Consider the following 14,033-nt stretch of genomic DNA (forward strand, 5'->3'; position numbering starts at 1 on the left):
CAATCAACCCCTTATTGTACAATAGCTTTGTTTCTCAAACGCCATTTCGTAGTCCTCTTACCCTCTTCCCCCCCCATGTCCAGATTATGGCAAGCCCGGTTCTTTACGACCGTGAATCAGTTGCGCGACCTCCCCGACACCAATGTGCCGGAAATCGCCTTCGCCGGGCGCTCCAACGCCGGCAAATCCACAGCCATCAATATCCTCACGAACCAGAAGGGTCTGGCGTTCGCGTCCAAGACGCCGGGTCGTACCCAGCACATCAATTACTTCTCGATCGGCGGCGCCCACGTGGGCCAGCACCGCAAGGATGCGGTTCGCGTTGATGAAATCGAAGCGCTGCTGGTCGACTTGCCGGGCTATGGCTACGCCGAAGTGTCGGGCACGGCCAAGCTGCACTGGCAAAAGCTGCTGGGCGACTATGTCCAGCGCCGCGACCAGCTCGCTGCGCTCATCCTGATCATGGACTCGCGCCGTCCGTTCACCGACCTCGACGTCCAGATGCTCGAATGGTTCGCCCCCACCGGCAAGCCGATCCACTGCATCCTGACCAAGGCCGATAAGCTCAACCGCAACGAATCGACCAATGCCCTGCGCGAAGCGCGCGGCGTGCTCGAAAGCTATGTCGATGAAGATGGCGTTGGCTTCCCGTTCACGGTGCAGCTGTTCTCGGCGCTCAAGCGCATCGGCATCGAAGAAGCCGATGCCAAGATTCTCGAGCTGGCCGGGCTGGATGGCGTTGCCGGTGAGTACGAAGGTGAGGAAGAAGAAGAGCACGACGAATCTGGCGCGCCGTCGGCGGACGACGATCAAACCTCCGCCTGATCCTGCAAGGAGCCACTCGATGAGCATCATCACTTCCGCCTATCCGGCGGCCCGGCCGCGCCGCATGCGCCGCGACCCGTTCTCCCGCGCCATGATGCGCGAGAACACGATTACCGCGTCCGACCTGATCTATCCCGTGTTCGTGCTGGAAGGCCAGAACGTGCGCCAGGAAGTCGGCTCGATGCCGGGCGTGGCCCGCGTTTCGCTCGACCTGCTGCTGAAAATGGCCGAAGAATGCGTCGCGCTCGGGATTCCTGCGCTGGCGCTGTTCCCGCTGGTCGACCAGTCAGTGAAGACTTATGATGGTGTCGAAGCAACGAACCCGGACGGGCTGGTGCCGCGCGTGGTCCGCGAACTCAAGCGCAACTTCCCCGAGCTGGGCATCATCACCGACATCGCGCTCGACCCGTACACGACCCACGGCCAGGACGGCCTGCCGGACGAGAACGGCTATATCGTCAATGAAAAGACGATCGAGATGCTGGTCAAGCAAGCGCTCACCCACGCCGACGCCGGCGTGGACATCGTGGCGCCGTCGGACATGATGGACGGGCGCATCGGCGCGATCCGCACCGCGTTCGAGGCGCAGGGCCATATCCATACGCGCATCATGGCGTATTCGGCCAAGTATGCGTCCGCGTTCTACGGCCCGTTCCGCGATGCCGTCGGCTCGTCGGCCAATCTCGGCAAGGCCGACAAGAACACGTATCAGATGGACCCGGCCAACAGCGACGAAGCGCTGCGCGAAGTGGCGCTGGACCTGGCCGAGGGCGCCGACATGGTGATGGTGAAACCAGGCATGCCGTATCTGGACATCGTGCGCCGCGTGAAAGATGAGTTCAGGGTGCCGACGTTTGCCTACCAGGTCAGCGGCGAGTACGCGATGCTGAAGGCGGCCGCGCTCAACGGCTGGCTGGACCATGACAAGGTCATGATGGAATCGATGATGGCGTTCAAGCGCGCCGGCGCCGATGGCGTGCTGACATACTTCGCGCTGGATATTGCCCGGAAATTGAAAGCAGGTTAAACACCCGCGCACCCAACAAAAAACCGTGCCATGGCACGGTTTTTTTACGACAAAGCTGGGGTCAGGTCTGACATTCGGACACGAGCTCAGCCTTTTCCACATCTAACGGTGTCTTGCCCCGTATCGGCATGGCCCGGTGCAAGCTAGTCCTGACTGCCAGACTGTCGAGGCCGTGTCCGAATGTCAGACCTGGCCCCGCTTTTTTCGAACTCCGACTGCTCTACTGTCGAGGTCGTGTCCGAATGTCAGACCTGACCCCGGCTTTTATTTGCCCGAATGTCAGACCTGACCCCGGCTTTTATTTGCCACATTCATTAGCCTCCCGGTGGCGGGCGGTATTCCGGGAACATTTCTTTGTACAGGAACTCGGTCAGTCGCGCTTCGTCTGCTGGTCGGGCGCTGAGCTTGACCACGCGGCCCAGGCGGTGCGAATCCCATTCGAAGTCGCCGGTCTTTTCCTTGCGGATCAGCTCGATCATTTTCTTGATGACGGCTGTTTCGATGTCGCGTGCGCTGCCCTGCTCCACCGTTACCGCCGTCAGCCAGCGCCGCTTGAAGCTCGGGTTCCAGCCGCGGAACTTCAGGTCCATCGTGTTGAACGTCTTGTTCGACACCGAGAAAATGCCGCCGGACTCGTTGCTGTCGTCGCGGCCGCGGCCGTTGATCGCGGCGATGTTCGCCAGCGCGTTGCGGTTGCCGCGGACGGCGTCGCTTTCCGGCGTTTCCACTTCGCTGCCCGTCGGCGCGCCCCGGCGCTCGCGCTGCGCTTTGACGTAGGCAGCCATGTCCATGTCGGGCGGGACTTCGGTCTTTGGCTGCGGCGGCTGTGGTGGCGGTGGCCTGCGCTCAACCGGCTTTTCGTCGGGAATCGTGATCGTGTCGGGCAGGCGCTTGACGATGACGCGCTCCGGCGGCGTTGGCCGCGGCGTTTCTTGCCGGGGCGTTGGCTTCGGCGCCGGCTTGGGCTTTTGCTCGCGCTGCGCCTTGGTCGGCTGCTGCAGCGGCTGGACAAAAAAGACGTCGGTTTCGCGGTCCGACGCCGGACGCGCTGTCTTTTGCTCTTTTTCGGGCGGCTTGAAGATGAAGATCGCGAGCAGCAGCAAGTGCAGCACGATCGTGCCGATCAGGCCGCCGCGCTTGGAGCCCTCGCGCTCGTAATGCGGCCCCGGGCGTACCAGTGGCTGCCCGCAGTGGGAGCAAACTTCGCTGTCCTGATCGTAGGAGTGGGGATGGTCACGCAAGGTAGATCGGTATCCTGGAAGCGACGTCTAAAAAAACAGCAGAGAGGCGCAGTCTAACCGTTTTAGAGTACCAACGCATCACGCCAGCGAGCGGACTGCCCCGCTGCTGGCGTTGATGGTTGTTACCAAATGTTTCCAAGGTTAAGCATGCTGGGCAATCGCGACATCGTCGGCCTTCGCAAGCTGTTCGTCCGTCATCGGCCCAGTGCCGCTGAAACGGTCCAGGTACAGATAGATGACCGGCGTGATGTACAGCGTGATGACTTGCGAGAAGATCAAGCCGCCGCACACCGCCAGGCCCAGCGGCTGGCGCAGCTCGGCGCCAGCGCCGATACCGAGCGCGATCGGCAGCGCACCCATCAGCGCGGCCAGCGTCGTCATCAGGATCGGCCGGAAGCGCAGGATGCACGCTTCGCGGATCGCCTCTTGCGGGCTCATGCCGAGCGTGCGCTGCGCATCGAGCGCGAAGTCGATCATCATGATGGCGTTCTTCTTGACGATACCGATCAGCATCAGGATGCCGATCATCGCGATCAGCGTCAGGTCCTTGTCGAAGATCCACAGCGTCAGCAGCGCGCCAACCGCTGCCGACGGCAGGCCGGCCAGGATGGTCAGTGGGTGGATATAGCTTTCGTACAAGACGCCCAGCAGCACGTAGATGACGCCGATGGCCGTCAGGATCAGGATCAGCTGGCTCGACTGCGTATCCTGGAACACGGCCGCGTCGCCGCCATACGTGGCAATCACCGAGGCCGGCAACTTCATCGCCGTACCCATCTGTTCGATGGCGGCAGTGGCGTCGCCCAGCGGCACGCCGGGCGCCAGGTTGAACGACAGCGTGATCGCCTGCAATTGCCCCTGGTGATTCACTTGCAGCGGACCGACCGTGCGGCGCACCGTGGCGATGCTCGACAGCTTGACCAAGTCGCCCGACTTGCTGCGCACCGACACGCGCGACAGCGCTTCGTCGTAGTAGCGGTCGCTGGCGGCCGCTTCCAGGATCACGTAGTAGCTGGCGGCCGTCGAGTAGATGGTCGAGACCTGGCGCTCGCCGAACGACGCGTACATCACGGTACGGATATCGTCCATTTCGAGGCCCAGCAGCGCAGCCTTGTCGCGGTCGATGTCCACGGTCGCTTGCAGCGCCTTGTTCTGCGAGTCGCTGTTGACGTCGCGGAAGCGCGCATCCTGCCGCATGCCTTCCAGGAACCGCTCGGCCCAGCCGCCGATCTCGCCGCCCGACACGCTTTGCAGCGTGTACTGGTAGCGCGCCTTGCTCTGGCGTCCGCCCAGTTGCAGATTCTGCTGGGGCGACATGAACACCTGCACGCCCGGCACGGCGCGCGTGGCCTTGCGCAGGTCGTCGATCACCAGGTCCATCGGTGGCCGCTCGCCGCGGGGTTTCAGTACCAGGAACATGCGGCCCGTGTTGCCGCCGCCGCTGAACGAAGTCGTGTCCTGCACGTACGGATTGGCGCGGACGATGTCGACCACCTTGCCCTGCAGTTCGGCCAGCGCGACCGACGACGTGTCTTCGGACGCTTCGACGTTCACGCGGATCTGGCCGATGTCTTCTTCGGGGAAGAAGCCCTTCGGCATCGTCATATACAGCACGGCGGTCAGCACGAAGGTGCCCAGCGCCAGCATCAGGACCAAAAAGCGGTGGCGCAGCGCCATGTCGAGCGTGCGGCCGTAGCCGTTGCGCACATTGGTGAACATGGCTTCGAAACGGCGACCGATCCACGACATGTCTTTTGGATCGACGTGGCCGCCATCCTTGAGCAGGCGCGAGCACAGCATCGGCACCAGCGTGAGCGAGACGATGGCCGAGACCATCACGGCCAGGCCGACGATCACGGCAAATTCGCGGAACAGCAGGCCGATCACGCCGGGCATGAAGAAGATCGGGATGAACACGGCCACCAGCGAAATCGAGATCGAGATGATGGTAAAGCCCATTTCACGCGCGCCAACGAGCGACGCGTGCATCGGCTTCTTGCCCATCTCCATATGGCGCACGATATTTTCCAGCACCACGATCGCATCGTCGACCACCAGGCCGACAGCCAGCGTGATGCCCAGCAGCGAGATATTGTCGAGGCTATAGCCGAGCCAATACAGCAGCGAAAGCGCGCCCAGCAACGAGATCGGCACCGTCACCGCCGGGATGAACGTGGCCGCCGCGCGGTGCAGGAACAGGAAGATCACCAGGATCACCAGCATCACCGTGCCGAGCAGCGTCAGGTTGACGTCGTGGATCGCTTCGCGGATCGACAGCGAGCGGTCGTTGACGAGCTCGATCTTGATCGAGGCCGGCAATTGCCCTTCGAAGCGGGGAATCAGCGCGCGCACGGCGTCGACCACTTCGACCGTGTTGGCATTCGGCTGGCGCTGCACCATCAGCGAGATCGAGCGCTCGCCATTCAGGCTACCCATGGCCTTGACCGACTGGTAGCTGTCCTGGACGTCGGCGATGTCGCGCAGGCGCACGGGCAGGCCTTCGCGCGTGGCAACGATCAGGTTGGCGAAGTCGGCCGCCTTCATCAGCTGGCCGCCGCCCTGGATCGTCAGCGCCTGCGTTGGGCCATCGAGGATGCCCAGCGGGGTGTTCGAGTTGGCCGCGCGCAGTGCTGCTGCGAGCTCGTCCATCGAGATATTGCGCGCGTTCATCAGGTCGGACTTGGCGCGCACGCGCACGGCGAAGCGCTTGCCGCCGTTGATCGAGACTTGCGACACGCCCTGCACGGTCGAGATCGCCGGCGAGATCAGATTCTCTGCGTAATCGTTCAGCTCCGACAGGTCCATCGACGGCGAGGTCAGGTGCATGAACAGGATCGGGGCGTCGGCCGGGTTGACCTTGCGGTAAGCCGGCAGTTCCGTCATCTCGAGCGGCAACCGGCGCTGCGCCACCAGCAGCGCGGCCTGGACGTCGACCGCAGCCTTGTCGACATCGATCGCGGTGTCGAATTCAAGGGTGATATTGGTGTCGCCCTGGGTGCTGCTCGACGTGATCAGCTTGATGCCGGCAATGGTCGAGAACTGTTTCTCCAGAGGCAGCGCGACCGATGACGCCATCGTCTCGGGACTTGCGCCCGGCAAGTTGGCCGACACGTTGATGACCGGCGTGTTATAGCTCGGCAACGCGGCGACCGGGATCTTCATGTACGACAGGATGCCCACCAGCACCAGGCTGAGCGACAGCAACACCACCATCACGGGACGGCGGATACACAGTTCGGACAGGTTCATGCCTGCTCACCCTGCTTGGGTTGCGCGGTGGAAGCCGGCTTGTCGGTGGCAGGCTTGGCCGCCTGCGCCAGGCGCACCTTGCCGCCCGGCCGCAGGTTCTGCTTGCCTTCGGTGATCACCTGCTCGGCGCCGCTCAGGCCCGTGACGGCGGCGTGGTCGCCAAACGCATACACGCGCTTGACCGGCACCTGGCGCGCCGAGTTGCCTTCGGCCAGCACGTAGACGAAGGTGCCGTTGGTCGACGTGATGATCGCCGTCTGCGGGATCACGAGGGCGTCCTTGAGCGTTTGCACGACCACGCGCGCGGTCACGTACTGGCCGGGCCACAGGCTGGTGTTGTTGTTGGAGAACTCACCCTTGACGCGGATGGTGCCGGCCTGCGCATCGACGGCGTTGTCGATGAAGCTCAGGCGCCCGGCGACCGGTTTCGCATCGGCGCCGCTCGTCACATGGACGTCGACGTTGCCGGCTCTCTGGGCGCCGAGCAGCGCGCCGAGCGTCGATTCCGGCAGCGTGAACGAGACATTGATCGGGTCGAGCTGGGTGACGGTGGTCAGCGACGTCGTCATCTGCACCAGCGCGCCCGGATGGACGTCGATGGCGCCCACGCGGCCCGACATCGGCGCGCGGATCGACGTGTAGCTGGCACTGACCTGGGTGGCGCGCATCGCGGCCTGGTTCGACTGCACCAGCGCGCGCTGGGCTTCCACCTGGCTCAGCAGGGAGTCGAGCGCACTTTGCGCCAGGAAGTTCTGCGCCACCAGCTCCTGGCTGCGCTTGTACTGGCGATCGAGGTCGGCCAGCGTGGCGCGGTCGCGCGCCACCTGCGCTTCGGCGCGCGCGACATTGGCCTGGTCGGCGCGGTCGTCGAGCGAGAACATCAATTCGCCTTCCTTGACGAACTGGCCTTCGCGGATATGGACCTTGCGGATGGTGGTGACGGTCTGCGGATGCAGGTTCACGGTGCGCACCGGCGTGACGGTGCCGTTGGCGAACAGCTCGACGCCGACGTCGCGCCGCTCGGGCTTGACCACATTGACGGTGACCGGTGGCTGGCCGCCGCCGGGGCCTTTGGCGCCCGGCGCCTGTGCCTTGGCCTCATGGCCCTGATTGAAGTACCAGCCGCCAGCGACGACCAGCGCCGCCACGACGGCGATGACGCCGACATTCTTCTTGTTCATGCTTGTCCCTTGCCGCCAGTGCCGACGGCTCTCTCAGTAATGCTGCCTGGTGATCCTGCTTGTTGATGTGGTCATTGCGCGCGCGCATTGTCCCACACTGTCGTTACGGCTTTATTTTGCTTGTTGGTTTTTTTTGCTATTTGTTCGGGTAATACGTGGGCAGCATCAGCGTCACTTCCAGTCCGCCTTCCGAATGGTTGGCCAGGCTGATGCTGCCGCCGTGCTGCTCCGTGATATTGCGTGCGATCGTCAGGCCCAGGCCGGTGCCGCCCGATTCGCGCGAGCGCGATGTCTCTACGCGGTAGAACGGGTCGAACACGCGCACCAGCTCGCTGCGCGGAATGCCCGGTCCGCTATCGCGGATACGGATACGCGCGGTGCCATTGGTGCGGTCGACGCAGACGCGTGCATCGCGCCCGTACTTGACCGCGTTGTCGATCAGGTTGACCAGGCAGCGGCGCATGTCGATCGGCCGGCCCAGCACCGCGATCGAGGCCTTGCCGGCCAGCGTCACGGTCTGGCCGGCATCGGTCGCATCGGCGCACACGGCTTCGAGCAGCGAATCGAGATCGAGCATCTGCATCGTCTCGGTCGTGTCCATGCTGCGCGCCAGCACCAGGCCTTCGCGCACCATTTCCTGCATCGCCGACAGGTCGCCGATCAGGCGGTCCTGCAGTTCGGTGTCGCTGACCTTCTCGAGTCGCAGGCGCATGCGCGTGAGCGGCGTTTGCAGGTCGTGCGTGATCGCAGCCAGCATCTGCGTGCGCTGGAAGATGTACTGGCGGATGCGTGCCTGCATCGCATTGAAGGCAGCGCTGGCCTGGCGGATCTCGATCGCGCCGACCAGGTCGAGCGGCGCGCGGTTGATGTCTTGCCCCAGATCCTGCGCGGCTTGCGCAAGCTGCTTGAACGGGCGCGCGGTCATGCGTGCCACGAAGTAGGCCAGCACCGCGATGCTGACCAGGAACATCCCGAGGATGATGCTCGTGTCGACATCCTCACCGACCAGCCGCGGTGGCAACACCGACAGTTGCAGTTCGGCGCCATCGCGCAGCCGCACATCGATCGACTCGCAGGCGCCCTCCCACTTCATGCTCAGCAAGCCGTACATCACGGGCTGCGTTTGGACGACGCCGCAGGCAGTCGGGCGCGTGGCGCGTGAGGCCACCAGATAGCCCTTGCCCAGACGCTTGGCCAGCGATGCGGCAAACGGCGTCAGGGGCGCCGCGTCCGGCGGCATGTCGCCCACCTGGAGCTGCAGGCCCGGGCGGTTGGCGACGTCGAGGTAGATCGAGCGGGCCGACGCCGGGACGATCTCGGTGGCCATGATCAGTTGCTCGGCGCGTTCGAGCACGTGCGCATCGCGCTGGTTCTCGAAGTCGCGCAGGCGCTGGTAGTCGGCCGCCAGTTGCGTCAGCGCGGCCGAGGTCAGAATGCCCAGCAGCAGCGTGAGGAACACGCGCCCGGTCATCGACCCGAAGAAGGCTTTCACGCCACCGGCTCCACGGTGACCTGGCCGGCCAGCACGTAGCCGCCGTTGCGCACGGTCTTTATAATCTGCGGCATGCGCGCGTCTTCGCCGAGCTTCTGGCGCAGGCGGCTGATCTGGATGTCGATCGAGCGGTCGAACGGATCGGCGTCGCGGCCCTGCGTGAGGTTGAGCAGCTGGTCGCGATTGAGCACGCGGTTCGGGTGCTCGAGGAATACGCGCAGCAGGCGGAACTCGGCGCCCGAGAGCATGATGACGATGCCGTCCGGGTTGAGCAGGTGGCGCGCAGTCAGGTCGAGCGTCCAGCCCGAGAAGCGCATCTGCTGCACGTTTTCGGATGGCGTGTTCGATGGCATCGCGTGCGAGCGGCGCAGCACGCTGCGGATGCGCGCCAGCAGCTCGCGCGGCTCGAACGGTTTCGGCAGGTAGTCGTCGGCGCCCATTTCCAGACCCAGGATGCGGTCGAGCGGTTCGTTGCGGGCGGTGAGCATGATGACGGGCAGGCTCGACGTGGCGCGCAGCTTGCGGCACAGCGTCAGGCCATCGTCGCCAGGCATGTTCAGGTCGAGCACGATGAGGTCGGGACGCGTTTCGTCGAGCGTCTTCCACATCGCGGTGCCGTCGGCGGCGCCGAGCGTCCGGTAGCTGTTGGACTCGAGGTAGTCGGCCAGCAGCGTGCGGATGTCGCGGTCGTCGTCGACGATCAGAATCGTAGAGGGATTATCCATAACCGCAATTATCCGAATTTATGACAAGACCGGCGGAAGTATTTGTATCGCTGTGTATATGCCGACAGGCGCGAAACATATGGATACAAAGTGCCCGGCAGGGGAAATCCCATGGTTACAGTTTTGACCCAGGATGGGTCCTGTGCAGCGAGCGTTTCGGATGCACTTCACCAGACTCTCACACAAAGGACCTACCATGAACACCCTTCGCAAACACCTCGTGATCGCTTTCACCGCTGCCGGCCTGTTCGGCGCCACCGTCGGTGCCCAGGCCCAGAGCGCCGCCCCGGCCGAGGGCCGCCAGGCATCGACATTGACGGCGGAACAACGCCTGGCCAAGAAGGCCGAGTGGCAAGCCAAGGCAGGCGAGCGTCACGCAAAGATGGCGCAGAAGCGCGCCGAGCATCAGGCCAAGCTGCAGGCATCGCTGAACCTGACGGCACAACAGAAGCCGGCCTGGGATGCATTCGTCGCCAGCCGCGCGCCTGTAAAGCACGGTGAGCGCGCCGGGCGCGGCGACCGCGCCGCCTGGGCCAGCCTGAGCGCGCCGCAACGCATGGAAAAGCAGATCGCGATGCAGAAAGCGCGCACCGCGAAGATGGAATCGCGCCTCACCGCCCTGAACAGCTTCTACGCGGTACTCACGCCAGAGCAGCGCAAGACGTTCGATGCACAGGCCCAGCACCGCAAGGGCGGGCGTCATCATCAGCAGCATCGCGCCAACGCATAAGCGCTTGCCTCACCTGAAGCCGGCGGCCCACGCCGCCGGCGTTCATTTGTCCAGACGTTCCAGCGACGTCGAAAACTTCTCTGCATTCTGGTAGCCGATCACCCGGCTATCGGCAATCTCCTTGCCTTGATCGTCAAACAGGATGATGCCCGGCGGTCCGAACAGGCCGAAGCGCTTGAGCATTGCCTTGTCGGCCGCATCGTTGGCGGTCACATCAACCTGCAGCAGCGCAGTATTGGCCAGCTTGGCCTGCACCTTCGGATCGACGAAGGTGAACTTCTCCATCTCCTTGCACGACACGCACCAGTCCGCATAGAAGTCGAGCATGACGGTCTTGCCGGCATTGGCGGCCAGGGCCGCGTCGAGCTGATCGACCGTCTTGATGCGGGTGAACACCAGCCCGTGATGCTGCGGCGTACCGTTCAGGTGCGCCAGGGGTGCGAACGCATCGCGCCCGCCGCTGGCCACGCCCACCAGTTGCATGCCGCCCATCAGCGCGAACGCGGCGCCAAAGGCCATCGACGCCCAGTGGCGCGTGTGACGCAGCAGATAAAAGCCGTAGCCCAAGAGCAGCGCGGCCCACAGCAACATCTGCGCGACCGGCGGGATCACGGGCGAAACGAGCCAGATCGCCATGGCCAGCATCAGCACACCGAACAGGCGCTTGACCGACTCCATCCACGCACCCACGCGCGGCAGCAGCGAGCCGGCCGATACGCCCACCAGCAGCAGCGGAATACTCATACCCACCGCCATCGAGAACAGCGCCGCGCCGCCCAGGAACACATCGCGCGTCTGGCTGATGTAGACCAGCGCGCCGGCCAGTGGCGCGGCCACGCAGGGGCCGACGATCAGCGCCGAAATGGCGCCCATTGCAAACACGCCGGCCAGCTTGCCGGACTGCTGGCGGTTCGACACATTGCTCAGACTGGTCTGCAATGCGCCTGGAAGTTGTAACTGATAGAAACCGAACATCGACAGCGACATCGCCACGATCAGCAGCGCGAAGGTGCCCAGCACCCACGGATTCTGCAGGGCTGCGGCCAGGCCCTCGCCAGCCAGGCCTGCGGCCACGCCCAGCAGCGTGTAGACGATCGCCATGCCCAGCGAATACGTTACCGACAGCAGGAAGCCGCGCGCACGGCTGACGTTCTTGCCTTCGCCCACGATGATCGACGACAGGATTGGCACCATCGGCAGCACGCATGGCGTGAACGCTAGGCCCAGGCCCAGCAGGATGAACGCGGGGATGATGGCCAGCAGGCTGCCGCCGCCGAGGATGCCGGCGATGTTCGAGAGGTCGGATTGTGCTGGTGGTCCTGCCGGGACTGGCGAAGTGGCGATGGCGGCGGCGGCGGCTGGCGCGGTCGGGGCGCTCTCTGCCATTGGCGTGGACGACAGCGGTGTCGATATGCCGCCCTGCGGCGCTGCGGCGCCGATCGGCAGCGCCGGTGGGGCTGCGCCGCCCTTGCCCGCGCTCAGGCTGGCGGTATGATCCTGCGGCGGGTAGCACAGGCCGGCATCGGCGCAGCCCTGGCCGGTGGCAGTCAACGTGAACGCGCCGTCACCCTCGACCGGAATGCGGATCGTCAATGTTCCCTTGTAGGTTTCCACGTCCTTCTCGAACGTCTGGTCGTACTTCACGGTGCCCGGCGGAATGGATGGCGCGCCCAGCTTGACAGCAGGATTGCTCGACTTGAAGGCGAAGCGTTCGCGGTACATGTAGTACTTCGGCGCGATCGTGTACGTGACTTCGGCAGTCTGCGGATCGGCCATGCGTGCTTCGAACTTGAAGGCGATGGCAGGATCGAGAAATTCCTCGGCTGCGCGGCCAGGCGCGGCGGCAAACAGCGTGAAAAAGGCAAACAGCGTCAGGCAGGCAGCAAGCCAGTGCCGTGCAGGGAATCGGGGCATGGAGGTCGAGTCAGTTGTAATAAGGCACGGGCATGGTACACCGGCTGCCAAAGGTGCGCAGAGGAGGCTCGATCGACAGGCGAAAAAAAACCAGGCCGAAGCCTGGTCTTTTCAACGACAGTCGATTACTCGGCGGTCGGTGCTTCTTCTTCCGAAGTCACTTCTGGACGATCCAGCAGTTCAACGTAAGCCATTGGTGCATTGTCGCCAACGCGGAAACCCATCTTCAGGATACGCAGGTAGCCGCCGTTGCGGTTTGCGTAGCGTGGACCCAGCTCAGCGAACAGCTTCAGGACCATTTCGCGGTCGCGCAGGCGAGCGAAGGCCAGGCGCTTGTTTGCCAGGGTGTCGGTCTTGCCCAGGGTCAGGATCGGTTCGATGACGCGACGCAGTTCCTTGGCTTTTGGGACGGTGGTCTTGATGGCTTCATGACGCAGCAGCGAAACAGTCATGTTGCGCAGCATTGCCAGACGGTGGGACGAGGTACGATTCAGCTTACGAAGGCCGTGACGGTGACGCATGGTAATTCCTTTCGGGTGTTTTCAATGCCAGTTCTTCGATCGTTCGTGCCCTTCTACAAGGGCACGTCCGCGGACCGGTTCGGGTTAAATCCGCCTGGACAACGCGTCCGGGCGGGGTGCGACAAAAAACTCTGATTACTTCTCGAGGCCGGCTGGTGGCCAGTTTTCGAGTTTCATGCCCAGGGTCAAGCCACGCGAAGCAAGGACTTCCTTGATTTCGTTGAGCGACTTGCGGCCCAGGTTTGGCGTCTTGAGCAGTTCGTTTTCCGAACGCTGGATCAGATCGCCGATGTAGTAGATGTTTTCTGCTTTCAGGCAGTTGGCCGAACGGACGGTCAGTTCCAGGTCGTCGACTGGACGCAGCAGGATCGGATCGACCAGCGGTGCGCGCGATGGCGCTTCCGCGGCGGCTTCGGTGCCTTCCAGAGCAGCGAACACGTTCAGCTGATCGACCAGGACGCGGGCCGACTGGCGGATCGCTTCTTCTGGCGTGATGACGCCGTTCGTTTCGATGTTGATGATCAGCTTGTCCAGGTCGGTACGCTGTTCGACACGGGCCGATTCAACAGCGTACGACACGCGGCGTACTGGCGAGAACGAAGCGTCCAGGATGATGCGGCCGATGGTCTTGTTGGTGTCTTCCGACAGACGACGGACGTTACCTGGCACATAGCCACGGCCTTTTTCGACCTTGATCTGCATGTCCAGCTTGCCACCGGCGGTCAGGTGAGCGATCACGTGATCCGGGTTGACCAGCTCGACGTCGTGCGGCAGGTCGATGTCCGATGCCAGGACTGGGCCTTCGCCTTCCTTTTTCAGGGTCAGGTTGACCGAGTCACGGTTGTGGACTTTGAAGACCACGCCCTTCAGGTTCAGCAGCAGGTCGACGACATCTTCCTGAACGCCATCGAGCGACGAGTATTCATGCACGACACCAGCGATCGTCACTTCGGTCGGCGCGTAGCCAACCATCGACGACAGCAGCACGCGACGCAGTGCGTTGCCGAGGGTGTGGCCATAGCCACGCTCGAACGGCTCCATCACGACTTTCGCGTGGCCGGCGCCCAGTGCTTCGACGTCGATGATACGTGGCTTCAACAAACTATTTTGCATGAACGTAGTCCTTTT

11 protein-coding genes are annotated in these 14,033 nt (G+C 63.6%); 3 read left to right on the forward strand and 8 right to left on the reverse strand.

What is annotated here, in order from left to right:
- Positions 1–75 precede the first annotated feature (75 nt).
- Both IFU00_20885 and hemB read left to right on the forward strand, forming a co-directional pair.
- The gene (locus tag IFU00_20885; protein ID MBD8544738.1) at positions 76–825 is read left to right on the forward strand and encodes a YihA family ribosome biogenesis GTP-binding protein; all 750 of its coding nucleotides are present in this window, start codon (positions 76–78) and stop codon (positions 823–825) included.
- A 19-nt stretch (positions 826–844) separates the two neighbouring features.
- Positions 845–1,852, forward strand: a complete 1,008-nt coding sequence (gene hemB, locus IFU00_20890; protein MBD8544739.1) for a porphobilinogen synthase — start codon at positions 845–847, stop codon at positions 1,850–1,852.
- A 314-nt stretch (positions 1,853–2,166) separates the two neighbouring features.
- On the opposite strand, the gene IFU00_20895 is transcribed toward hemB, so the two are convergent.
- The 5 genes from IFU00_20895 to IFU00_20915 form a co-directional block, all read right to left on the reverse strand.
- On the reverse strand, positions 2,167–3,093 hold the full coding sequence (locus IFU00_20895; protein ID MBD8544740.1) for a hypothetical protein: 927 nt from the start codon (positions 3,091–3,093) through the stop codon (positions 2,167–2,169).
- 141 nt (positions 3,094–3,234) lie between these two features.
- Positions 3,235–6,342 (reverse strand): efflux RND transporter permease subunit, encoded by a 3,108-nt coding sequence (locus IFU00_20900; GenBank protein MBD8544741.1) that lies wholly within the window; start codon positions 6,340–6,342, stop codon positions 3,235–3,237.
- Entirely contained in the window at positions 6,339–7,523 is a 1,185-nt protein-coding gene (locus IFU00_20905) for an efflux RND transporter periplasmic adaptor subunit (protein ID MBD8544742.1), read from the reverse strand. Before IFU00_20905 ends, IFU00_20900 begins: the two co-directional genes overlap by 4 nt.
- Before the next feature lie 136 nt (positions 7,524–7,659).
- Positions 7,660–9,015, reverse strand: coding sequence for a HAMP domain-containing protein (locus tag IFU00_20910; GenBank protein MBD8544743.1), 1,356 nt, complete (start codon positions 9,013–9,015; stop codon positions 7,660–7,662).
- Positions 9,012–9,740, reverse strand: a complete 729-nt coding sequence (locus tag IFU00_20915; protein ID MBD8544744.1) for a response regulator — start codon at positions 9,738–9,740, stop codon at positions 9,012–9,014. Before IFU00_20915 ends, IFU00_20910 begins: the two co-directional genes overlap by 4 nt.
- A gap of 196 nt (positions 9,741–9,936) precedes the next feature.
- Here IFU00_20915 and IFU00_20920 point away from each other — a divergent pair, with 196 nt between their 5' ends.
- Entirely contained in the window at positions 9,937–10,470 is a 534-nt protein-coding gene (locus IFU00_20920) for a Spy/CpxP family protein refolding chaperone (GenBank protein MBD8544745.1), read from the forward strand.
- Positions 10,471–10,512: 42 nt separating this feature from the next.
- Here the strand turns inward: IFU00_20920 and dsbD are convergent, their stop codons facing one another.
- From dsbD to rpoA, 3 genes are all read right to left on the reverse strand, one after another.
- Positions 10,513–12,384, reverse strand: a complete 1,872-nt coding sequence (gene dsbD, locus IFU00_20925; GenBank protein ID MBD8544746.1) for a protein-disulfide reductase DsbD — start codon at positions 12,382–12,384, stop codon at positions 10,513–10,515.
- A gap of 125 nt (positions 12,385–12,509) precedes the next feature.
- Positions 12,510–12,905, reverse strand: a complete 396-nt coding sequence (gene rplQ / locus IFU00_20930; GenBank protein MBD8544747.1) for a 50S ribosomal protein L17 — start codon at positions 12,903–12,905, stop codon at positions 12,510–12,512.
- Positions 12,906–13,040: 135 nt separating this feature from the next.
- A complete protein-coding gene (gene rpoA / locus IFU00_20935; GenBank protein ID MBD8544748.1) occupies positions 13,041–14,018 on the reverse strand; it encodes a DNA-directed RNA polymerase subunit alpha in 978 nt (325 codons plus the stop codon).
- Positions 14,019–14,033: the final 15 nt, after the last annotated feature.

Origin of the sequence: Oxalobacteraceae sp. CFBP 8761, from assembly GCA_014841595.1 — a bacterium.
Classification (GTDB): Bacteria; Pseudomonadota; Gammaproteobacteria; order Burkholderiales; family Burkholderiaceae_D; genus Telluria.

What these genes read in the sequence shown, in the direction of transcription:
- rpoA (MBD8544748.1), bottom strand. Translation starts at nt 14,018, where the DNA reads ATGCAAAATAGTTTGTTGAAGCCACGTATCATCGACGTCGAAGCACTG.
- IFU00_20915 (MBD8544744.1), bottom strand. Translation starts at nt 9,740, where the DNA reads ATGGATAATCCCTCTACGATTCTGATCGTCGACGACGACCGCGACATC.
- rplQ (MBD8544747.1), bottom strand. Translation starts at nt 12,905, where the DNA reads ATGCGTCACCGTCACGGCCTTCGTAAGCTGAATCGTACCTCGTCCCAC.
- hemB (MBD8544739.1), top strand. Translation starts at nt 845, where the DNA reads ATGAGCATCATCACTTCCGCCTATCCGGCGGCCCGGCCGCGCCGCATG.
- IFU00_20885 (MBD8544738.1), top strand. Translation starts at nt 76, where the DNA reads ATGTCCAGATTATGGCAAGCCCGGTTCTTTACGACCGTGAATCAGTTG.
- IFU00_20905 (MBD8544742.1), bottom strand. Translation starts at nt 7,523, where the DNA reads ATGAACAAGAAGAATGTCGGCGTCATCGCCGTCGTGGCGGCGCTGGTC.
- IFU00_20900 (MBD8544741.1), bottom strand. Translation starts at nt 6,342, where the DNA reads ATGAACCTGTCCGAACTGTGTATCCGCCGTCCCGTGATGGTGGTGTTG.
- IFU00_20920 (MBD8544745.1), top strand. Translation starts at nt 9,937, where the DNA reads ATGAACACCCTTCGCAAACACCTCGTGATCGCTTTCACCGCTGCCGGC.
- dsbD (MBD8544746.1), bottom strand. Translation starts at nt 12,384, where the DNA reads ATGCCCCGATTCCCTGCACGGCACTGGCTTGCTGCCTGCCTGACGCTG.